Source organism: Saccharopolyspora galaxeae, assembly GCF_016526145.1.
Classification (GTDB): Bacteria; Actinomycetota; Actinomycetes; order Mycobacteriales; family Pseudonocardiaceae; genus Saccharopolyspora_C; species Saccharopolyspora_C galaxeae.
Window position 1 is genome coordinate 724,046 of the sequence record NZ_JADDUE010000001.1, and the last position, 20,522, is coordinate 744,567.

The following is a 20,522-nucleotide window of genomic DNA, read 5'->3' on the forward strand; positions in this document are numbered from 1 at the left end:
ATTGCTGGTGGGGAGGGCTATTCGCGATTGAGGTAGTTGTAGACGGTGAATCGGCTGACGCCCAGCGCCTTGGCCACCGACTCCACCGACTTGCGCAACGTGAACGCGCCGCGCTCCTCCAGCAGCCGGACCGCCCGCTGCTTCTCGGCCCGTTCCAGCTCCGGCAGGCGCGCGCCCAGCTCCGCCTCCACCTCGGCGATCAGCCGGTCCAGCGCGCTCGTCAGCTCCGCGCCCGGTAGGCGCACCGCCAGCGCGGGCTCGCCTTCCCAGTACAGCAGCACGTCGCCGGCTTCCCGCTGCTCGACCGGAACTGCGGTGGCGTCGAGCCGCGTCAGCAGCGGCTCGATCGCGGAAGCCAACTCATGCACGCGAACAGCCTAATAAGGAGTGCGCCGCGGACGGAGCGCGCAGCGGGTGGGGCAGCGCCCGGCGCGGATCAGGGGCGTCGATCAGGGCTCGTCGGTGGTGATCTGAAGCGTGATCCGGTTCGCCCCGGCCGCCAACGCGGTGTCGAAGACGCCGGACAGCGCGCCGAGCACGGTCTCGCGCGGGCCGGTGACCGAGGTGCCGAGCGGGCCGAAGTCCGGCTCCAGCCCGGCCGCCCGCAGCCGGTCCCGCGCGGCCACCGCGTGCTGCGGCGGTTCCCCCTCGCCGCGGAACGGCTCGGTGGTGAACTCGGCCGTCACTGGTGATTGGGCCGTGACCTGCGATTCGGTCGGGTGCATGGGGGCCTCCGTCGAGTGCGGGGCGGGCCGGATTCCGCCCAGCCTACGACGCCGGACGAGGGCGACCGGGCCGGTCCGGAGCTGCCGGTGAGCAGATCCACGAACGGCCCGGCCTGCTCCGCAAGGTGAGAAGTGATCAAGCGGGCTTCCGCTGATCGGGCGAGTCGGGTGGAATGTGCGGGTAACCAGTCGTCAGTGAGGAGAGCACCGTGCCCGGTCCCGTCCTGATCGCGCCGGACAAGTTCAAGGGGTCGTTGACCGCCCCGGGTGTCGCGGACGCGCTGGCCGCAGGGATGCCCGGGATCGAGGTGCGGCGGACGCCGGTCGCCGACGGCGGCGACGGAACCGTGCAGGCCGCGCTCGCCGCCGGTTACAAGTCGGTGCCGGTGCGGGTGACCGGGCCGGTCGGCACCCCGATCGGCACCGAGATCGCGGTGCAGGGGGACACCGCCGTGATCGAACTCGCCGGGGCCTCCGGTCTGGCGCTGCTGCCGCAGCGCGAGCTCGCGCCGATGACCGCCTCCAGCTTCGGCACCGGTGAGCTGGTCCGCGCGGCGCTGGACGCGGGCGCTCGCAAGATCGTGATCGGGGTCGGCGGCAGCGCCTGCACCGACGGCGGCGCGGGCATGATCGCCGCGCTCGGCGCCCGGCTGCTGGCCGACGCGGGCAAACCGCTGCCGCCCGGCGGCGGGGGACTGGTGGAACTGGCCTCGGTCGACCTCGGCGGGCTGGACCCGCGGGTGGCCGAAGCCGAGATCACCCTGGCGTCCGATGTGGACAATCCGCTGCTCGGGGAGCACGGTGCCGCGCACGTGTACGGGCCGCAGAAGGGTGCCGATCCCACCCAGGTCCGGCTGCTGGATTCCGCGCTGAAGAGCTGGTCGCGAGCGGTGACCCGCGCGGGCGGGGAAGACGTGGCCCAGCAGGAAGGCGCCGGTGCGGCAGGCGGCGTCGGCTACGCGGCGATGGCGGTGCTCGGTGCGCGGCAGCGTTCCGGCGCGGACCTGGTGCTCGAGCTCGTCGGATTCGACTCGGCGCTGCCGGGATCCGCGCTGGTCATCACGGGTGAGGGCGCGCTGGACGAGCAGACGCTGCACGGCAAGGCGCCGTCGGTGGTGGCAGGCCGGGCCGCCGCGGCAGGCGTGCCGGTGGTCGCGGTCGCGGGCCGGTGCGTGCTGACGCCGGAGCGGCTGCGTGAAGCCGGGTTCGCCGACGTGCACGCGCTCACCGACATCGAACCGGACCCGCAGCGCTGCATCCGCGACGCCGCATCGCTGCTGCCCGAACTGGCCCGCCGCATCGCCGCGAACTGGCTCGGCTGAGAATCCCGGTCGCGCTGGCCGCTGCGAAGAGATCGCGGACCGCGGCGAACGCCGGAGCGAGCACCCTAGGCTGGGGGCGATGGGGAGGAGTGCGCGGTGACCGAGGCGGCGAAGGTTCCGTTGCGGGACCAGGTCCGGCGGGCGTTGCAGGACCGGATCAGCGAAGGCGCGCTGCGGCCCGGCGACCGCCTCTACGAGCAGGAGATCGCCGCCGAGTTCGGCATTTCCCGGGTTCCGGTGCGCGAGGCCATTCGCATGTTGCAGAGCGAAGGGCTCGTCGAGGTGCAGCCGAACCGGCGCGGGGTGTTCGTGCGCAGCCTGGACCGCAGGCAGGTCGAGGAGCTGTTCGACGTGCGCGAGGCGCTGGAGGGGCTGGCGGCGCGGCTGGCCGCGAACCGCGCTTCGCAGGCCGAGGTGCAGCGGCTCGGCGAGCTGGCCGGGCGGTCGCGGCAGGCGTGGCAGGACTCCGACACCGACGCGATGTCGGCGGCGAACACCGAGTTCCACGACCGGCTGGTCGCGTTGTCCGGGAACGAACTGCTGGCCTCCATGTTGGAGCCGCTGCACGGCAGGCTCGCGTGGCTGTTCCGGCTGAACCTGGAGCCGCAGCGGGTGTGCGGGGAGCACGCCGAGCTGCACGCGGCGATCGCCGCCGGGGACGCCGATCGCGCCGCGGAGCTGGCGCTCGGCCACGTGCGCGCCAGCCGCGCCATGGTTCTGGAGCGAATGCTGTTCTGAACCGGCCCGCCCGGGAGCCGGATGAAGGACCTCTTCGCTCCCTCTGCCCGGTGGACGGACCCCTCGTGCTCTGCGCGGGGCGGGTGTCGCGTCGGTGTGTCGGCGGTGCGCGGGGTTCGGGAGTGAAGGGGTCGTTCGTTCCATTCGGCCGAAGGGGACCTTCGCTCCGGACGGGCGGCGGTTGACCCGGAGGGAACGGCGCTCTAGCTTCGTATACCGAAACGTATACGTCGCGGGGCGGCTGGCCGGCAGGGCCGCGCAAGCCGCCGCGGGCTTGACCAAGAGCAACACCTTGTTGCGACCATCCCGACGGTGAGGAGGCCGGTGTGACCGAGCAGTTCGACGTGGTCTTCCGGGCGCGGCGGATGATCGGCCCGCGCGGGGAAGCGCCGGGCAGCCTCGCCGTTCGCGACGGCCGGATCGCCGCCGTCGAAGCCTTCGACGCGGCACTGCCCGCCGAGCGCACCGTGGAACTCGCTGAGGACGAAGCGCTGCTGCCCGGCCTCGTCGACACCCACGTGCACGTCAACGACCCCGGCCGCACCGAGTGGGAAGGCTTCGCCACCGCCACCCGGGCCGCCGCGGAAGGCGGCATCACCACGCTCGTCGACATGCCGCTGAACAGCCTCCCGCCCACCGTCGACACCGAATCCCTCGACGTGAAGCGGAAAACCGCCCGCGATCAGGTGCACATCGACGTCGGTTTCTGGGGCGGCGCGATCCCCGGCAACCGCGAGCGGCTGCACGGGCTGCACGAGGCCGGGGTGTTCGGCTTCAAGTGCTTCCTGCTGCATTCCGGGGTGGACGAGTTCCCGCCGCTGAACTCCGAAGAACTCGTCGAAGCACTGACCGAGCTGGCCACCGACGACGCGCTGATGATCGTGCACGCGGAGAACTCCGAGGCCATCGACCACGCCCCGAGCGCGCACGGCGAGCACTACGGCGACTTCCTGGCCTCCCGGCCGCGCAGCGCGGAGAACGCCGCCATCGCGCAGGTCCTGGATCTCGCGCGGCGCATCGGCGGCCGGGTGCACATCCTGCACCTGTCCTCTTCGGACGCACTGTCGATGATCGCTTCGGCGAAGGCGGACGGAGTCCGGGTGACCGTCGAGACCTGCCCGCACTACCTGTGCTTCACCTCCGAGGAGATCCCGGACGGCGCGACCCAGTTCAAGTGCTGCCCGCCGATCCGCGAAGCGCAGAACCGGGAAGCGCTCTGGCGCGGGCTCGCCGACGGAACGATCGACTGCATCGTCAGCGACCACTCGCCGTGCACCCCGGAGCTGAAACGGCTCGACATCGGGGACTTCGGCGTCGCGTGGGGCGGCGTTTCCAGCCTCCAGCTCGGGCTCTCCGCGATCTGGACGCAGGCGCGGTTGCGCGGGCACGGGCTCAGCGACGTCGTGCGGTGGATGGCCGGTCGCACCTCGGAGATCGCCGGACTGAACCGGAAGGGCTCGCTGGCGGTCGGCGCCGACGCGGACCTGTGCGTGTTCGCGCCGGACGACGCCTTCGTGGTCGACGCCGCCGCGTTGCAGCACCGCAACCCGGTCTCCGCTTATCACGACCGCGCGCTCGCCGGGCGGGTGCGCCAAACCTGGCTGCGCGGCAACCGGATCGACGTCACCGGACCGCCGCGGGGGACGCTGCTGGGCCGCGGAGAGTCCTGACCGCGACCGTGTCTTGCGAGAGCTTCGTGCAGACCGACGCTGAACGCCGGGCCCATCGGCGTTAGCGGAGTCGCTCGGGCCGGAGGCCCGGTGTCCGCAGCCTCGGAACAGCAGGCGCATGTGCTGCGTGGTGCGTTCCTGCTCCGCTGGCAACGCGTGGTTCGGCAGCAGCATCCGCAGCTCGGGCGGGCCGGGTGCGCCCCGCATCCCTGCCGAGCACCCGTCGACCGGCGGTGACCAGGCTTGACGTAATCTGCAGTGCTGTGCTCGTCATCGCGCTGGACACCTCGACGCCCGCGGTCACCGCGGGACTGGTCGCCCTGGACGGCGGCGGGCCGCGGCCCCTCGCGCAACGTGTGACGATCAACGCGCGGGCGCACGGTGAGCTGCTCACCCCGCACCTGATGGCCGCGGTCGCCGAAGCCGGCCACCAGCTCTCCGACGCCGACGCGGTCGTCGTCGGCTCCGGACCCGGACCGTTCACCGGGCTGCGCGCGGGCATGGTCACCGCGGGCGCTCTCGGGCACGCCCTGGACGTGCCGGTGCATCCGGTGTGCAGCCTCGACGCGATCGCTGCCGCGGTACCCGGCGCGACCCCGGACGCGGGCGCGATCGCCGACATCGGCGAACCCGGGGCCGCCGTGGCGGGCGCGACCGGCGGGATGCGGCTGCTGGTCGCCACCGATGCGCGCCGCAAGGAGGTCTACTGGGCCGCCTACGGCAGCGACCGCTCCCGGCTGACCGGCCCGCACGTGCACCGCCCGCAGGACGTGCCCGCCGAGATCGACGGGCTCGACCTGGACCACGCGGCCGGGACGATGGCCGCCGAGCACCGCGACAGCTTCGGGCTCGACGTGCTGGAACCGCAGCATCCGACGCCGACCGGGCTGGTCGCGGCCGCCCGCGGTGAAGTGCTCTCCGGCGCCGAACCGCTCCCGCTGGTGCCGATGTACCTGCGGCGCCCGGACGCCGCAGCGCCCGCACCGCGCAAGCAGGTCAGCCCGGTGGATTCGGGAGGCACGCCGTGAGCGGGCCGTTCGTGGCGAAGCTGCGCCGCCGCGACCTGAAGCGCTGCGCCGAGCTGGAGCAGGTGCTGTTCCCCGGCGACGATCCGTGGTCGCTCGCCTCGTTCACCTCGGAACTCGACCGCGGCCACCTCTATTTCGGCGCCTACGACGGCGAGGTGCTGATCGGCTACGCGGGCCTGGCGCTGACCGGGCGCCCGCCGGAAGCCGAGGTGCACACCATCGGCGTCGACCCGGACCACCAGCGCCGCGGCGTCGGCCGGGCGCTGCTGCTGCGGCTGCTGTCCCGCGCCGATGAGCAGCGCGCCACGACGTTCCTCGAAGTGCGCACCGACAACGAACCGGCGATCGAGATGTACCGGGCGCACGGCTTCGAGATCGTCGGCCTGCGCAGGCGCTACTACCAGCCCTCCGGCGCCGACGCGCACACCATGCGCCGCCCGCCGCTGGGCGAACCGGAACACCAGGAGGGAGGTGGCCCGGAATGACCGCCACCGACCGGATCGTGCTCGGCATCGAGAGCTCCTGCGACGAAACCGGCGTCGGGCTGGTGCGCCTCGGCCCGGACGGTTCGGTGAGCCTGCTGGCGGACGCGGTCGCGTCCAGCGTCGACGAGCACGCCCGCTTCGGCGGGGTGGTGCCGGAGATCGCCAGCCGTGCGCACTTGGCCGCGATGGCGCCCACGATGCGCCGCGCGCTGGACGAATCCGGCCTCGGTCTGTCCGATGTGGACGCTATCGCGGTGACAGCCGGACCCGGCCTGGCCGGAGCGCTGATGGTCGGGGTCGCCGCGGCCAAGGCCTACTCGGCCGCGCTGGGCGTGCCGCTCTACGGCGTCAACCACCTCGCCGGGCACGTCGCCGTGGACACCCTGCAGCACGGGCCGCTGCCCAAGCGCTGCCTGGCGATGCTGGTCTCCGGCGGGCACACCCAGCTGCTGCTGGTGGAAGGCGTCGCCGAGAGCATCACGCAGATCGGCTCCACCATCGACGACGCGGCGGGGGAGGCGTACGACAAGGTCGCCCGCATCCTCGACCTGCCTTACCCGGGCGGGCCGCCGATCGACAAGATGGCGCGGGAGGGCTCCGCGGACGCGATCGAGTTCCCGCGCGGGCTGACCGGGCCGCGGGATTCGCGGCACGATTTCTCCTTCTCCGGGCTGAAAACGGCGGTGGCCCGGTGGGTCGAGCACGAGCAGCGGGCCGGGCGGGAAGTGCCGGTCGCCGACGTGTGCGCCTCGTTCCAGGAGGCGGTGGCCGACGTGCTCACCTCGAAGGCGGTGCGCGCGGCCGACGAGCTCGGCGTGGACACGGTGGTCATTTCCGGTGGCGTTGCGGCGAATTCGCGGCTGGCCGCGCTGGCCGCGGAGCGCTGCGCTGCCGCCGGGCTCGCGCTGCGCGTGCCGAAACCCCGGCTGTGCACCGACAACGGCGCGATGATCGCCGCGCTCGGCGCGCACGTGCTGGCCTCCGGCGCGCGACCGTCCCCGCTGGACATCTCCGCGAACCCCGGCCTGCCGGTCGACACCATCAACCTCCCCGCACACCACCAGGAGTGAACGGACCGCTCGTCCCACTAGATTGGTCGAACGGTCCGTTCGCTCAAATACATCGGCCCATGCCGACACGCCCGCGCGCCACTCGGCCAGGGCAACGGAGATCGGAGTGAACGGCCTGCTCGTCCCACTAGATTGGACCAACGGTCCGTTCGCTCGGCGGCGGTTCAGCTGATCGAGCGGCCCGCGTACTCGGGGGCGGGCTCGATGGCCGCGGTGATCCGGTCGGCGACGTCGTCCGGGAACGGGACCGCGCGGTCGGAGCCGACGTGCAGCGCAACGACCTCCTCGGTGGCGCGCAGCACGCCGTCCACGGTCATCTCGTGGCACAGCAAGAGCTTCTTCGCACCGCCGCCGACGATCCGGGACGTGACGACCATGTCCGCATCCGGGCCGACTTCCCGCAGGTACCGCACGTGCGCTTCGACGGTGTAGAGCGAATGCCCGGTCGTGGCGCGGTATGCGGCGTCCAAACCGATCCGCTCCATCACCGCGTCCGTGGCGAACCCGAACACCAGCACGTAGTACGCCTCGCTGAGGTGCCCGTTGTAGTCGATCCACTCCGGACGGACTTGCTGCCGCAGCTGCCAGCTCACGAACCCTCCCGCACTTCCCGCACCGCCCGCAGCACCGCGATCACCGCGCGGTCCCGCTCGGCGACGAGTTCGGAGATGTCCCGGCCGTCCTCTTCGGCGCAGCCCTGAATCATCCGTTCCCGCAGGTCGTCGGTGAGTTCCGGAGCTTCCAGCCGGGTCCACGGCGACTTCAGCGACGGCCCGAACTGGTCGAGCATGTGCGCCATCCCGCCTTCACCGCCAGCGAGGTGGAAGGTCAGGCACGGCCCGAAAAGCGGCCACCGCAACCCCGGGCCTTCGGTGATCGAGGCGTCGATCTGCGCGACCGTCGCCTCGCCCTCGGCCACCATGTGCAGCGCTTCCCGCCACAGCGCCTCTTGCAGCCGGTTGGCGATGAAACCCGGCACCTCGCGGTCCATCGTGATCACCGACTTGCCCGCCGCCTCGAAGAAGCGCGAAGCGTGCTCGACGGCCCACCGCTCGGTGCGCTCGCCGCCCACGACCTCGACCAGCGGGATCAGGTACGGCGGGTTGAACGGATGCCCGACCACCAGGCGTTCCGGGGTGGCGCAGCGCTGCTGCATCTCGGTCATGCCGTACCCGGAGGTGGACGAGGAGATCACCACGCCGGCGGGCGTCGCGGCGTCGATGCGGGCCAGCAGGTCCTGCTTGATCTCCAGGTCCTCCGGCGCGCTCTCCTGCACGAAGTCCGCCCCGGCCACCGCCTCGTCCAGAGTGGACGCGAAGGTGAGGTCGTCCCGCGTCGCGCCATCGGCCAGGCCCAGCTCGGTCAGCGCAGGCCACGCGGCATCAACCAGCCGCCGCAGCCGCGGCCCGAAGTCCGGGTCCGGATCCCATGCGGTCACGCGGTATCCCCGCGCCAGGAAGTGCGCGACCCAGCCGCCGCCGATGACTCCGGCGCCGATGCACGCGACGTGCGGTGCCATCAGGACCTCCGCTTCAGGCCGAGCTTGGCGCGCGCCTGGTCCGGAGTCGCCACCCGCGACCCCAAGCTCTCCACGATCGTCACCGCGCGCTCCACGAGCTGCGCGTTCGTGGCCTTCACACCCTTGCTCAGGTACAGGTTGTCCTCCAGCCCGACCCGGACCTGCCCGCCCAGCAGCGCCGACTGCGCCACCCACGGGAACTGGTTGCGGCCGATCGAGAAGCTCGCCCAGTTCGCGCCTTCCGGCAGCATCCGCACCATCGATTGCAGCAGCCCGGGGTCGGCCGGCGCGCCGTACGGAATTCCCATGCACAGCTGGAAAAGCGGCGGAGCGTCCAGCAGCCCTTCCTCGATCATCTTGGTGGCGAACCACAGCTGGCCGGTGTCGAAGATCTCCAGCTCCGGCTTGACGCCGAGCTCCTGGATCCGCTTCGCGCCCGCGCGCAGCATGTCCGGGGTGCTGATGTAGAGCTGGCTGCCCTCGCCGAAGTTCAGCGAACCGCAGTCCATCGTGCAGATGTCCGGCAGCAGCTCCTCGACGTGCGGCAGCCGGTCCAACCCGTTGACCAGGTCGGTGCCGTCCACCGGCTTGAGCGGGTCGTCCTGGTCGATCACCAGGTCGCCGCCCATGCCCGCGGTCAGGTTGATCACGACGTCCACATCGGACTCGCGAATGCGGCGCACCACCTCGCGGTACAGCGGCACCTCGCGCGAACCCTGGCCGGTTTCCACGTCGCGCACGTGGATGTGCACCACGGCGGCGCCCGCGTTCGCGGCTTGCACCGCGGATTCGGCGATCTGCTCGGGACTCACCGGCACGTGCTCGCTCTTGCCCACCGTGTCGCCCGCGCCGGTCAGCGCGGCGGTGATGATCACTTCGTCGTTCATGGCCCGGCCCCTTCCTCCGATCGAAGCCGGACGCTAGCAGTGGCGTTGCGGTAATCGCAATGGTCGAGACCCGTGGAAGGCATATTCAGACAGCAGAGGGAAATGCCACCCGAAGTTCTGATTGACCTGGGAGTCAGCTCAGTGGCTGCGCCAGAACGCCTTGGTGGTCGCCAGGAATTCACGCCGCGCGCCGCGCGCGGACACCCGCCGCAGCCCGTCGGCGGCCGCGTCGTGACCGACGCCGCAAGCGTCGATGCCCGCGCGGCGGCACAGCGCCACCGCCCGGCGCAGGTGGAACCGGGTGGTGACCACGGTGACCGCGCGCAGCCCGAACACCTCCGCGGCACCGCGGCACGAGCACCACGTGTCCACACCGGACTCGTCCAGCAGCACCGCCGTGCGCGGAACTCCCCGCGACACGAGGAAATCCCGCATGACCACCGGTTCGCTGTACCCGCGCGACTCCGGGCTCCCGCTGACCAGCAGCTGCTCGACCAGCCCGGACCGGTACAGGGCGAGCGCGACGTCCAGCCGCCCGGCCAATATCCGGCTGGGCCGCCCGTCCCAGCGCACCCCGGCGCCGAGCACCAGCGCCACCTCGGCGGGCGGCACGTCGGCGAACGTGCGGATCCGGCCCGCGCTGCGCGCTCGGACCCAGACCGAGGGCAGGCCCGCCAGCCCGAGCGAGCCCGCCACCAGTAACCACCATCGCCAGCGCACGCACCAAGTGTGCCGCGCCCGGCGCTGATCGAAGTGGGCGGACCGCCGGCGATGGGGCGGCCCGCTCACCCGCCTTGCTTACTTGCTGTCTTTCTTTCTTCGTTGCTTCCGTGCTTACCGCTGCTCACGCCTCGTTCAAGGCGGGCTTGCCGTCCTCGACGACGAAGCTCTTCGCCGTGGAGACCTCGGCGTCCTTCTTCGACACGTACGGCAGCACCCGGTAGTCCGCCCGCAGCTCGCCCGCGGTGAACTTGGTCCGCACGTAGCCGCGCCGGTTCTTGTGGAACTTCACGTGCGGGTTCTCCGCGAGCACGTCCTGCTTGCCGTCGTCGCTGCCGTCGCCGCCGCTGGTGATCGAGGTCGTGACGAACTCGGTGGCCACCACCGGGGAATCGGTGTTCTCGTGCTCGGTCTGCACCTCCGCGGCCCAGTGCCGGTGCACGTCACCGGTGAGCACCACGCCGTTGCGGACCTTGCTCTCGCCGAGCGCGGTGGCGACCCGGTCCCTGTTGGCCACGTACGCCGCCCACGAGTCGGTGCTGAACTCGACCCCGTCGTCGACGTCGTTGTCCAGCCGGGAGAAGAACACCTGCTGGCCCAGCACGTCCCAGCGCGCCGAGGAGTTCGCGAACCCGTCCAGCAGCCACCGCTCCTGCTCCGAGCCGGTGATCGTGCGGTCCGGGTTCAGCCTCTCCTTGCAGTCCACGTTGCCCTCGTCGCCGCACGGCTGGTCGTCCCGGTACTGCCGGGTGTCGAGCATGTGGAACGTGGTCAGGTCGCCCCACTGCAGCCGGCGGTAGAGCTGCATGTCGATGCCCTTGGGCTTGGCCGTGGAGCGCAGCGGCATGTTCTCGTAGTACGCCTGGAAGGCGGCCTTGCGGCGGTCCAGGAAGCCGGAGTCCGGTTTCTCCGGTGTCTCGTCCGCCCAGTTGTTCTCCGTCTCGTGGTCGTCCCACACCACGACCCACGGCGCGGTGGCGTGCGCGAGCTGCAGGTCCGGGTCGGTCTTGTACTGCGCGTGCCGCTGGCGGTAGTTCGCCAGCGTGCGCGTCTCCGGGCCGAGCACCTTGCGCACGTCGCCGTCCTCGGCGGCGTACTCGTACTGGTAGTCGCCGAGGTGCAGGATCAGCTGCGGCTCCTCCTCGGCCATCCGGCGGTAGGCGGTGAAGTAGCCCTCGCCGTAGTGCGCGCAGGAGGCGAAGCACATCTTCAGCTCACCCATCGTGCCCGGCGCGGGGGCGGTGCGGGTCAACGCGGCGGGCGAGACGCTGCCTTCGGCGCGGAACCGGTAGTAGTACTCCGCGCCGGGCCGCAGGCCCTCGAGTTCGACGTGCACGCTGTGCCCGAGTTCCGGGGCGGCCTGGGCTTCGCCGCGCTGCACGATGCGGCTGAAGTTCTCGTCCTCGGCGAGTTCCCACTGCACCGGCACGACGCGCTCGGGCATGCCGCCCTTGCCGTCGTCGGCGGTGGGGTCGGGCGCGAGCCGGGTCCAGAGCACGACGCCGTCGGCGACCGGGTCGCCGGAGGCGACGCCGAGCGTGAACGGGTCGGCCAGCGGCCGCCCGCTGCCCGCGCCGGGCAGCGCGAAGGCGTTCGCCAGCGCCGAACCGCCGACGGCGGTGGTGCCGAGCGCGGCGGCGCCGCCGAGCAGCACGGCGCGGCGGGAAACGGATCGAGGCGTGGTGGGGTCGGGCATGTCGGGTCCTCCCAGTTCGTCGGTGTCCGGCACGGGTGCGCGGCCACCGGCGAACCAGGCGTGGCGACCGCCCCGGCTTTAACTCGAACGAGTGGCAAGTTACCGACGCCCGATGGGGCGCTGGTTAATTTTCAGCGAAGAGGAGCTGTTGATCTCGGCGGTGATTCCGAGTTCCCGTCCCGGGACCGATGCTCGGCTCGGGTGTTTTCAAGCGGCGTCGGCCGCTGCCGCCACCCGAGCGCCTAAACGAGCTCGAAGACGGGAACCGAGTTCAGCGCGGGCGCCAGCCGGACCGGGTTGGTGGTCGGGACGGCCCTGGCGGACGGGACGGGCGAGGGCGGCGTTCCCACGGTCGGTTCGTGGGCTTCGTCGGAGCCATGGGGCAGAACCTAAGCCACGGCAGCGGGCTGGTGTGAACCTGCTTCGGGTTCCGGTGACATTTCCCGCAAGCCGATCTACCTGCGAAGATCGTCAACGAGATCGGGTTCGAGGCCGCGGCGGCGGGTGTGGCTGCGCCCGGCGCGATCCGCGCGCTGATCGTCGGCCGAGATCGGTTCCGGTGGAACCGTCCCGCGCGATCTCGTCGCGGCGCCCGCATCGCCCGGCACCGCGAGCGGCCGGACCCGTCCGCGCCGGTTCCCGCCTTCGGATTACGCGGGTAAGCGGTCCCCGTTGTTGAGGCTTGGCACTCGCCTCGGTAGAGTGCCAACCAGCACGGCGCCGGAGCGCCCCGGCACCCGCGACGGCGGGGAGTCACGGAGCCGTCACCAAACCAGCCAACGCTTACGCAGGCCCCAGAAGGTGGAGGTCACACCGTGGCGAGCATCAAGCCGCTTGAGGACAAGATCGTTGTCCAGGCGAGCGAGGCCGAGACGACCACTGCGTCCGGCATCGTCATCCCGGACACCGCCAAGGAGAAGCCCCAGGAGGGCAAAGTCCTGGCAGTCGGCCCGGGTCGCGTCGACGAAAAGGGCAACCGGGTTCCGGTGGACGTCAAGGAGGGTGACGTGGTCATCTACTCCAAGTACGGCGGGACCGAGGTCAAGTACAACGGCGAGGAGTACCTGATCCTCTCCGCCCGCGACGTGCTGGCCGTCGTCAACTGACGACCCGCACCATGCGCATCCCACCGCCCCGGTGGTCCCGCCTCCGGGACCCCGGGGCGGTGGTCTCTCCAACGCCGGGCACGCTCCGCACGCCGCGCGGCGGCGCTGCGGCGAGCCGGACCGGGCGGCGCTGAGCGCGCGGTCCCCGGACGAATCCGGGGCCGACCGCGCGGACCGCCGGGCGGGGCTCGCGCCGGAGCGGGCGCGGACCGGCATCGAACATCCCCATGCTGAAGGGCTGTTGAACCATGGCTAAGCAGATCACCTTCGACGAGGAAGCCCGCCGCTCGCTGGAACGCGGCGTCAACCAGCTCGCCGACACGGTGAAGGTGACCCTCGGCCCGCGCGGCAGGCACGTCGTGCTGGACAAGTCGTTCGGCGGGCCGCAGGTCACCAACGACGGCGTCACGATCGCCCGCGAGGTCGAGCTCGACGACCCGTACGAGAACCTGGGCGCGCAGCTGGCCAAGAACGTCGCCACCAAGACCAACGACGTCGCGGGCGACGGCACCACCACGGCCACCGTGCTGGCGCAGGCGCTGGTCAGCGAGGGCCTGCGCAACCTCGCCGCCGGTGCGAACCCGGCCTACCTGGGCAACGGCATCCAGGCCGCCGCCGACGCGGTCGAGGAGCAGCTCAAGGCGAAGGCCACCCCGGTCAAGGGCCGGGACAACATCGCCCAGATCGCCACCGTCTCGTCCCGCGACGAGAACATCGGCTCGCTGGTCGGCGAGGCGATGGAGAAGGTCGGCGACGACGGCGTGATCAGCATCGAGGAGTCCTCGACGCTGGCCACCGAGCTGGAGGTCACCGAGGGCGTCCAGTTCGACAAGGGCTTCGTCTCGCCCTACTTCGTCACCGACTCCGAGCGGCAGGAAGCGGTCCTGGAGGACCCGCAGATCCTGCTGCACCGGGAGAAGATCTCGAACATCCAGGAGCTGCTGCCGCTGCTGGAGAAGATCGCGCAGAACGGCAAGCCGCTGCTGCTGGTCGCCGAGGACGTCGAGGGCGAGGCGCTGTCCACCCTGGTCGTCAACGCGATCCGCAAGACCTTCAAGGTCGTGGCGGTCAAGGCCCCGTACTTCGGCGACCGCCGCAAGGCGTTCATGGACGACCTCGCCGCCGTCACCGGCGCGCAGGTCATCGCCCCCGAGGTCGGGCTCAAGCTCTCCGAGGTCGGCGAAGAGGTGCTGGGCAGCGCCCGGCGCGTCACCGTCACCAAGGACAACACCACGCTGGTCGACGGCCGCGGCAACAAGGACGACGTGCAGGCCCGCGTCGAGCAGATCCGCAAGGAGATCGAGGCCAGCGACTCCGACTGGGACCGCGAGAAGCTGCAGGAGCGGCTGGCCAAGCTGGCCGGCGGCGTCGCGGTGATCAAGGTCGGTGCGGCCACCGAGACCGAGCTCAAGGAACGCAAGTCCCGGATCGAGGACGCCGTCGCCGCGTCCAAGGCCGCCGCCGAGGAGGGCTCGGTGCCCGGCGGCGGGTCCAGCCTGATCCACGCGGCCAAGGTGCTCGAGGACGGCCTCGGCCGCACCGGTGACGAGGCCACCGGTGTCCGGCTGGTGCGCAAGGCGCTGGAGGCCCCGCTGTACTGGATCGCGCACAACGCGGGCGAGGAAGGCGCCGTCGTGGTCTCCAAGGTCCGCGACCTGGACTGGGGCTCCGGCTACAACGCCGCGACGCTGTCCTACGGCGACCTGATCGGGCCGGGTGTCGTCGACCCGCTGAAGGTGACCCGTTCCGCGGTCGCCAACGCGGCCTCCATCGCGCGCATGGTGCTGACCACCGAGAGCGCCGTGGTGGACAAGCCGGAGGAGGAAGAGGAGTCGGCCGGGCAGGGCCACGGCCACTCGCACTGACTCGGCGCTCCAGCCGCCGGCGTTGTCGCAGCGCCGCGGTTACCGCCGGAAACGCGATCAGGGGCGGCACCCACGGGTGCCGCCCCTGATCTTTTTCGCGCCTGCCTCGGGTGCGAAGCGGATGACGCCCCTCGTTGTCATCCGGTTCGCCGTTCCCGGGTGGCGCCGCCACTGCCGCGCGCGGCCACCACGCCCGAGCCCGGAGCCGGGCCCTAGCCGTGCGACGGGCCCATCAACCGGCCAGTGCCGCGACCCGGCGCTTGCGGGTCTTGATGATGATCTCCCGCTCGGATTCGGAGAGCCCGCCCCAGATCCCGTAGGGCTCCTGCACTGCCAATGCGTGCCTGCGGCACTGCTCGAGCACCGGGCAGTGCTGGCACACCTCTTTCGCCTTCGCCTCGCGCCGCGCCCGGGCCGGGCCGCGCTCGCCGTCGGGATGGAAGAAGTACGCGCTGTCCATGCCGCGACACGAACCCTTGATCTGCCAGTCCCAGATGTCGGCGTTCGGGCCTGGAAGACGCCGAGTGTCCGCCATTGCGAAAACCACCTCCCACCGGTGGAGTCCCCTCCCTGCCGCGACGGGTTCGCCACGGCCTCGCATGATCCAAGGTAGAACCGCGCCAATACTTGTTCAACCCCTTTCGCGCCGAAAGCTGTTCACTGTCGAGTGATCTCTGACTGGTGGCATCCCGTCGGACGTGCTTGCCACCGGCCGCCGCGATCCGGAACATGGCCGGGTGACCATGCGCCAGGAACCCCTGATCGGGCGGCACGACGCCGTCCAGGAGGCCGATCCCGGACTTGCCGACCGCTCGGACGGCCCGGGAGGGCGCGGCGAGGGGTCCGATCAGCTCGAAGATCACGATCGTCGGCCCGCGGAGATCATCGGCGAGCAGTGCGACGGCGCCGGTTGGCGTGAGATCGTTTCGCGTGCCTCCGGCGAACCGGGAGACGATCAACCAGTGGCGGAGCGGAACCAGCCGCGGCACCGCGCGGCCGACGAAGAACTCTGGCGCGAAGCGATCTCGGGCGCCGGGGTGGACGACCGGATGAGCGCAGGCGCCGACCCGGATGCAGCTGACCCCGATGCGGCTGCCGACGGGATCGAAGCGGGCAGCGCCGAATCGGTCGGCGCCGAAGTGATCAGCCTGGAAGCCGACGAGCCCCGGCTGACCGTCGCGGCCGTCGCGCGCAGGCTCGGCGTCGCTCCCGCGACCCTGCGGACCTGGGACCGCCGGTACGGATTAGGCCCCAGCGAGCACAGCTCCGGCAAGCACCGCCGCTACGGCCCGGAGGACGTGGCCCGGCTCGAACAGATGCAGCGCGCACTGCTGCGCGGCGCCGCCCCGGCCGAAGCGGCCCGGTACGCCCGCACGGTCGCGCCGCCTCCGCCGCGCGACTCGGCTGAACCCGCCACCGCTTCCCCCGGGTCCGCCGAGCCCGATCTCGTATCCGGCGTGCTGGATTCGCCCGCGGAGCTCGAAGTCGAGACCGCGTCGAACCCCGGCGGCCGCGGCCTGCGGCTCACCGGTGCCGGTCCCCGCGCGCGAGGTCTCGGCCGAGCCGTGCTGGCGTTGGACTCCTGGCATCTGCTGCGCCTGCTGCAGGAGTCGATCGAGGCGCAGGGCGTGCTGGCCACCTGGCGCGAAGTGCTCGCGCCCGTGCAGCGTGCGGTCGCCGAGCGCTGGCAGTCGACCGGGAACGGGGTGGAGGCGCTGCGGTTGCTCACCGACTCCGCCTCGACCGCACTCCGGTCGGTCCTCGCCACCGCCCCGGAGCCGCGGAACCCGCGTCCGGTCGTGCTCGCGCCGGTGCCCGGTGAGCAGCAGGAGCTCGAACTCGTCGCGCTGGCCGCCGAACTGGGGTCCCGGGGAGTCGGCCATCGGTTGTTCGCCGCGGGGCTGCCGCCGGAGGGGCTGGAAGCCGCGGTGCGGCGCGCGGCTCCTTCGGTGGTCGTGCTGTGGGCGGAGCAGCCGCATTACGCGGATCCCGGCTTGCTCGCCGGAGTGCCGAACACGCGGCAGCGCTCCCGGGTGCTCGCGGCCGGCTCGGGCTGGGCGCGAGGCGGGTTGCCGGGGCATGCCGAGTCGGTGGGGTCGCTGGAGGAGGCGGCGGAGCGCGTCGTCGACACCGTGCTCGGCTGATGTGACGTAAATCACACTCCTCTCGCTCCCGTCGAGTGCCGGGTGTCGCGAGATCGTGTGGCTCGGTCTTCCGGGAACCCTCGACTGGGTGAATATCGCAGGTATGCGCCTTGAGCCCCGGGTGACGACGCTGCTCGAGCGGGGGTCTGCTCCGTTCCAGTGAACATCACTATCGAGTGGCCCGACCCGATCTCTGGACGGATTCAGCACTAGATCGTGTCAAGGTCCGCGCCACTGCGTCCGATAGGGGAAGTGGAACGTCACTCGCCTGCAGGAAGGAGTTCCCGTGACGACGGTCCTGATCTGCGATGACCGACGCAGCGTCCGGGAAGGGCTCACCCGCGTGATGTCTGCTGTCCCGGGAGTGAGCCGGATCGACTGCGTCGCCCACGGCGACGAGCTGCTTGCCCGCTTCGCGCGGCAGGCCGTGGACGTCGTGCTGGTCGGCACCCAGCGTGCGGTGCCGAACGGTGTCGAGGCCACCCGGCGCCTCGTCTCCGCCCACCCGCAAGCCAACGTGATCGTCTTCGGCGCACCGGACGATGCGGGCAGCATCGCCGCGGCCATCGCCGGTGGCGCACGCGGCTACCTGCGGTGGGACGCCTCGCGGCCGGAACTGGTCGCCGCGCTGGCGCACACCCTCGCGAGCACCTCGGTGCCCGCGCCGCGGCAGCCCTCCGACCCGGGGGTGCAGCTCACCGAGCGCGAACTCCAGGTGCTGCGCGGCATGAGCCAGGGCAAGAGCAACGGCCAGATCGGCCGCGAGCTGTACCTGTCCGAGGACACCGTCAAGACCCACGCCCGCCGGCTGTTCCGCAAGCTCGGCGTGCGGGACCGGGCGCAGGCGGTCGCGCACGGGTTCCGGCGCGGACTGGTCGCCTGAGCAAAACGGAGCTTCGCGGATGACCACCTCGCGCCCGGACCCGGTCCAGCGCCCGGCCCAGCCACCCACCGGACTCGTCGCGGCGAGCAGTTCCGCCGACGGTCGTCGGTGCGCGGTCGGATCCGGCCGCAGGCGTTGCGATCGCACCGGCTCGGTGCGAGTTCGGCGCAGGTTCCGCACCCGCTCCTTCCTGCTGTGTGACGCCCCTCACCGGGAAGCGGCCGTCGGCCGCCTACCGGTTCACCGCGGCGCCGCCGACCGGGTCCGGCGGCGCCCGCAGGAGAACGGTGCCCCTCGCCACCTGCCGGTGACCGAACCGGCCGGCCGTGGCCGGGGGCACGTCTCGTGATCGCGTCCGCTGCGCACCGCGGCCGCTGGGCCGCCGCCGCGCGGACCCTTAACATTCGCCGATCCGCGGCACTTCCGGACTGGGCGAACCATGCCAGGGTGGATATCTGGTAGTTATGGTTGTGTGACAACGACCCCCGATGTCCCCCACTCCCTGTTCAGGGATCTGCCCTCGCCCGGTACGGTGACTCCGGCGCAACGTGCGGTGCACGTGATGTACGCCGGACAAATCCGAGTCGCTTGAACGCGTAACACCAGGGCTGCTGTCTGCGATGAGCAACGTGGGGGACGGGCTGGACGCTCTTGTAAGCGCCGCCGTCGACGGCGATCGTCAGTCGATCGAGCGCTTGCTGGCCGAAATCCGTCCTTTGGTGGTGCGGTACTGCCGCGCCAGGGTGGGACGAAACGAGCGGTCGTTCGCTTCTGCGGACGACGTGGCCCAGGAAGTCTGCCTCGCCGTGCTGACGGCGTTGCCCAGCTACCGGGATCAGGGTCGCCCCTTCTTGGCGTTCGTGTACGGCATCGCCGCGCACAAGGTGGCTGATGCGCATCGTGCGTCGGCCCGCAACCGCTCCGAACCGGTGGCGGACGTTCCGGACACCCCGGAATCCGAAGCCGGCCCGGAGCAGCGGGCGATGCAGGGTGAGCTTTCGGGCAGGATGGCGCAGCTGTTGCGCGTCCTCCCGGCCAAGCAGCGGGAGATCCTGCTGCTCCGGGTGGTCGTCGGGTTGTCCGCGGAGGAAACCGCCGAAGCGGTCGGTTCGACGCCGGGAGCGGTGCGAGTGGCGCAGCATCGTGCATTGGCCCGGCTGCGAAAGACGCTGTCCGCGGAGGAGGTGGTCTGAATGGTCGAGCGGGAAGAACCCGAGCGTGCCCCGGGGCGGGAGCACGCCGCGGAGCACCCCGTCGAATCCGGCCGGCCGGACGACCGTGCGGGTGGGTCGGGTGAACCGGAGGCAGCTTCGGCCCCGCCCGCCGCTGGCGAGGGAGCCGAGCTGATCGACAACCGAGAGTCCGACTCCGCCGCCGCCGTGGCCGCCGGGTCGAACACCGCCGAGACGCCCGACGAGCCGGGAGTCGCCGCAGCCGCGGATAGCACCGGCGCGGGCGAACAGAACGAGTCCGAACAGGACACCGAAAAGCTCGATACCGCCCAGCAGAGCGGCGATTCCGACGCCGCCGAGCTCCCGGATCAGTCCACTTCGGAGGAAACTCCGTCCACTTCGGACGGTTCGACGGACGCCACCGTGCTGGACTTCCGGCAGCGGCCGAGCGTGACCGACGCGGACACCGAGCAGGCCACCGCGGAAGGGCTGATCGACGCGGACGAGGTCGGCACCGAGCCGCTGAACCTCTCCGAGATCCAGTCCGACGACGCGCTGCTGGACGCCCTCGGCGGCACCAACCCGAGCGTGCCCGGGGAATCCGAAGAAGCCGGTCCTGCACTGGAATCGCTGCTGGTGGCGTGGCGGCGGGAAGTCGACGCCGCGCCCATCGGCGAGCTGGTCGAGCTCGACGAGGCGGCGGGCGCGATCGCCGCAGGCCGCCGCCCGCGGCGCCGGTCGCGGCGCAGGCACCTGGTTCCGGTGGCCTCCGCGGCCGCGGTGCTGATGATCGGGTTCACCGGCGTCGGGCTGGCGGCCCGGGACGCGATGCCGGGCGACATGCTGTGGGGCGTGGCGACGGTGCTCTACGCCGATCACTCGCGCTCGAGCCTGGCCGTCGACGCAGCGCAGCAGGATCTCAACGTCGCCGACAGCGCGCTTCAGGAGAACCGCACCGGAGACGCGAAGCAGGCGCTGGAGCGCGCGCTGGAGCACATGAAGGCGGTCGAGGACGGGCAACGACTCGACCAGCTGCGAAGCACCCATCGGGAGCTGCTGCGGCGCTACGAGGGGGGCACTTCCCCGTCGGAACCCTCGACCTCGGAGACCTCCACCAGCACGCACCAGCCCACGAGCATGACGCCGAGCCCGCCGCCGTCGCAGCTGCCGCTGCCGCCGCCGGAACCGTCGGTGCCGCCGACGACCCCGAGCACGCCCAGCTCCTCGCAGGTGCCGACGACATCGCCGAGCGCGCCGAGCGAGACCAGCGGCACCTCGGACCGGCCATCCAGCGGGATCGGCACGACCGGCGGGATGACCTCGGACTCGAACAGCTTCTTCCCGAACTGAGCCGCCGCGCGGTTCGGCCGGAGCGGCGCAAGCGCCGCCAGGATCCGGTCGAACCGTCCGGAGGCGGGAGGCGGACCGTCCGGCGGCAGGGTCTTCCGGACGCGGTCTCAGGCACCACGTGTACTCAGGCACCGCTGCAGCG

20 protein-coding genes are annotated in these 20,522 nt (G+C 71.7%); 12 read left to right on the forward strand and 8 right to left on the reverse strand.

From position 1 onward, the window contains the following. Positions 1-17: 17 nt before the first annotated feature. Together INP57_RS03280 and INP57_RS03285 are read right to left on the reverse strand one after the other, a co-directional pair. Complete coding sequence (locus INP57_RS03280) at positions 18-368, reverse strand: helix-turn-helix domain-containing protein (RefSeq protein WP_200068469.1); 351 nt, start codon at positions 366-368, stop codon at positions 18-20. A gap of 81 nt (positions 369-449) precedes the next feature. Then, positions 450-725 (reverse strand): hypothetical protein, encoded by a 276-nt coding sequence (locus tag INP57_RS03285; protein WP_200068470.1) that lies wholly within the window; start codon positions 723-725, stop codon positions 450-452. 209 nt (positions 726-934) lie between these two features. Between INP57_RS03285 and INP57_RS03290 the strand changes: the two genes are divergently transcribed. The 6 genes from INP57_RS03290 to tsaD all read left to right on the forward strand — a co-directional run bounded on the left by INP57_RS03290 (position 935) and on the right by tsaD (position 7,038). Then, entirely contained in the window at positions 935-2,047 is a 1,113-nt protein-coding gene (locus INP57_RS03290; protein ID WP_200068471.1) for a glycerate kinase, read from the forward strand. Positions 2,048-2,143: 96 nt separating this feature from the next. Then, positions 2,144-2,785: a GntR family transcriptional regulator gene (locus INP57_RS03295; RefSeq protein WP_200068472.1), complete on the forward strand. Its 642-nt coding sequence runs from the start codon at positions 2,144-2,146 to the stop codon at positions 2,783-2,785. Positions 2,786-3,111: 326 nt separating this feature from the next. Continuing rightward, positions 3,112-4,455 carry an allantoinase AllB gene (gene allB, locus INP57_RS03300; RefSeq protein WP_307849878.1) on the forward strand — a complete coding sequence of 448 codons (1,344 nt, stop codon included), beginning with the start codon at positions 3,112-3,114 and terminating at the stop codon, positions 4,453-4,455. A gap of 263 nt (positions 4,456-4,718) precedes the next feature. Continuing rightward, positions 4,719-5,483 carry a tRNA (adenosine(37)-N6)-threonylcarbamoyltransferase complex dimerization subunit type 1 TsaB gene (gene tsaB / locus INP57_RS03305; RefSeq protein WP_200068473.1) on the forward strand — a complete coding sequence of 255 codons (765 nt, stop codon included), beginning with the start codon at positions 4,719-4,721 and terminating at the stop codon, positions 5,481-5,483. Then, positions 5,480-5,968, forward strand: coding sequence for a ribosomal protein S18-alanine N-acetyltransferase (gene rimI / locus INP57_RS03310; RefSeq protein ID WP_200068474.1), 489 nt, complete (start codon positions 5,480-5,482; stop codon positions 5,966-5,968). Before tsaB ends, rimI begins: the two co-directional genes overlap by 4 nt. Then, entirely contained in the window at positions 5,965-7,038 is a 1,074-nt protein-coding gene (gene tsaD / locus INP57_RS03315; RefSeq protein ID WP_200068475.1) for a tRNA (adenosine(37)-N6)-threonylcarbamoyltransferase complex transferase subunit TsaD, read from the forward strand. Before rimI ends, tsaD begins: the two co-directional genes overlap by 4 nt. Before the next feature lie 164 nt (positions 7,039-7,202). Here tsaD and INP57_RS03320 read toward each other — a convergent pair whose 3' ends face one another. The 5 genes from INP57_RS03320 to INP57_RS03340 all read right to left on the reverse strand — a co-directional run bounded on the left by INP57_RS03320 (position 7,203) and on the right by INP57_RS03340 (position 11,860). Continuing rightward, complete coding sequence (locus INP57_RS03320; RefSeq protein ID WP_200068476.1) at positions 7,203-7,631, reverse strand: thioesterase family protein; 429 nt, start codon at positions 7,629-7,631, stop codon at positions 7,203-7,205. Then, positions 7,628-8,557 (reverse strand): 3-hydroxyacyl-CoA dehydrogenase NAD-binding domain-containing protein, encoded by a 930-nt coding sequence (locus INP57_RS03325; protein WP_200068477.1) that lies wholly within the window; start codon positions 8,555-8,557, stop codon positions 7,628-7,630. Before INP57_RS03325 ends, INP57_RS03320 begins: the two co-directional genes overlap by 4 nt. Beyond that, a complete protein-coding gene (locus tag INP57_RS03330; protein WP_200068478.1) occupies positions 8,557-9,444 on the reverse strand; it encodes a beta-keto acid cleavage family enzyme in 888 nt (295 codons plus the stop codon). Before INP57_RS03330 ends, INP57_RS03325 begins: the two co-directional genes overlap by 1 nt. Positions 9,445-9,582: 138 nt before the next feature. Beyond that, complete coding sequence (locus tag INP57_RS03335; RefSeq protein WP_307849880.1) at positions 9,583-10,164, reverse strand: SanA/YdcF family protein; 582 nt, start codon at positions 10,162-10,164, stop codon at positions 9,583-9,585. Between the two features lie 124 nt (positions 10,165-10,288). Then, a complete protein-coding gene (locus INP57_RS03340; protein WP_200068479.1) occupies positions 10,289-11,860 on the reverse strand; it encodes an alkaline phosphatase D family protein in 1,572 nt (523 codons plus the stop codon). Positions 11,861-12,675: 815 nt separating this feature from the next. Here INP57_RS03340 and groES point away from each other — a divergent pair. Both groES and groL read left to right on the forward strand, forming a co-directional pair. Further along, entirely contained in the window at positions 12,676-12,966 is a 291-nt protein-coding gene (gene groES / locus INP57_RS03345; protein ID WP_200068480.1) for a co-chaperone GroES, read from the forward strand. A gap of 248 nt (positions 12,967-13,214) precedes the next feature. Next, positions 13,215-14,831, forward strand: coding sequence for a chaperonin GroEL (gene groL, locus INP57_RS03350; RefSeq protein ID WP_200068481.1), 1,617 nt, complete (start codon positions 13,215-13,217; stop codon positions 14,829-14,831). A 232-nt stretch (positions 14,832-15,063) separates the two neighbouring features. Here the strand turns inward: groL and INP57_RS03355 are convergent, their stop codons facing one another. Continuing rightward, the gene (locus INP57_RS03355) at positions 15,064-15,366 is read right to left on the reverse strand and encodes a WhiB family transcriptional regulator (RefSeq protein WP_200068482.1); all 303 of its coding nucleotides are present in this window, start codon (positions 15,364-15,366) and stop codon (positions 15,064-15,066) included. A 208-nt stretch (positions 15,367-15,574) separates the two neighbouring features. On the opposite strand from INP57_RS03355, the gene INP57_RS03360 reads away from it, so the two are divergent. The 4 genes from INP57_RS03360 (at position 15,575) to INP57_RS03375 (ending at position 20,380) form a co-directional block, all read left to right on the forward strand. Beyond that, a complete protein-coding gene (locus INP57_RS03360; RefSeq protein WP_233626812.1) occupies positions 15,575-16,975 on the forward strand; it encodes a MerR family transcriptional regulator in 1,401 nt (466 codons plus the stop codon). A 286-nt stretch (positions 16,976-17,261) separates the two neighbouring features. After that, complete coding sequence (locus INP57_RS03365) at positions 17,262-17,858, forward strand: response regulator transcription factor (protein WP_184483053.1); 597 nt, start codon at positions 17,262-17,264, stop codon at positions 17,856-17,858. 620 nt (positions 17,859-18,478) lie between these two features. Next, on the forward strand, positions 18,479-19,051 hold the full coding sequence (locus tag INP57_RS03370; RefSeq protein WP_200068483.1) for a sigma-70 family RNA polymerase sigma factor: 573 nt from the start codon (positions 18,479-18,481) through the stop codon (positions 19,049-19,051). Next, positions 19,052-20,380: an anti-sigma-D factor RsdA gene (locus INP57_RS03375; RefSeq protein WP_200068484.1), complete on the forward strand. Its 1,329-nt coding sequence runs from the start codon at positions 19,052-19,054 to the stop codon at positions 20,378-20,380. It begins immediately after the preceding gene. Positions 20,381-20,522: the final 142 nt, after the last annotated feature.

Bases quoted from the DNA above. Each gene is read 5' to 3' on its own strand.
- INP57_RS03355 (WP_200068482.1), bottom strand. From the start codon at position 15,366: ATGGCGGACACTCGGCGTCTTCCAGGCCCGAACGCCGACATCTGGGAC.
- INP57_RS03375 (WP_200068484.1), top strand. From the start codon at position 19,052: ATGGTCGAGCGGGAAGAACCCGAGCGTGCCCCGGGGCGGGAGCACGCC.
- INP57_RS03370 (WP_200068483.1), top strand. From the start codon at position 18,479: ATGAGCAACGTGGGGGACGGGCTGGACGCTCTTGTAAGCGCCGCCGTC.
- INP57_RS03360 (WP_233626812.1), top strand. From the start codon at position 15,575: ATGCGCCAGGAACCCCTGATCGGGCGGCACGACGCCGTCCAGGAGGCC.
- INP57_RS03340 (WP_200068479.1), bottom strand. From the start codon at position 11,860: ATGCCCGACCCCACCACGCCTCGATCCGTTTCCCGCCGCGCCGTGCTG.
- INP57_RS03330 (WP_200068478.1), bottom strand. From the start codon at position 9,444: ATGAACGACGAAGTGATCATCACCGCCGCGCTGACCGGCGCGGGCGAC.
- groL (WP_200068481.1), top strand. From the start codon at position 13,215: ATGGCTAAGCAGATCACCTTCGACGAGGAAGCCCGCCGCTCGCTGGAA.
- INP57_RS03325 (WP_200068477.1), bottom strand. From the start codon at position 8,557: ATGGCACCGCACGTCGCGTGCATCGGCGCCGGAGTCATCGGCGGCGGC.
- INP57_RS03285 (WP_200068470.1), bottom strand. From the start codon at position 725: ATGCACCCGACCGAATCGCAGGTCACGGCCCAATCACCAGTGACGGCC.
- tsaD (WP_200068475.1), top strand. From the start codon at position 5,965: ATGACCGCCACCGACCGGATCGTGCTCGGCATCGAGAGCTCCTGCGAC.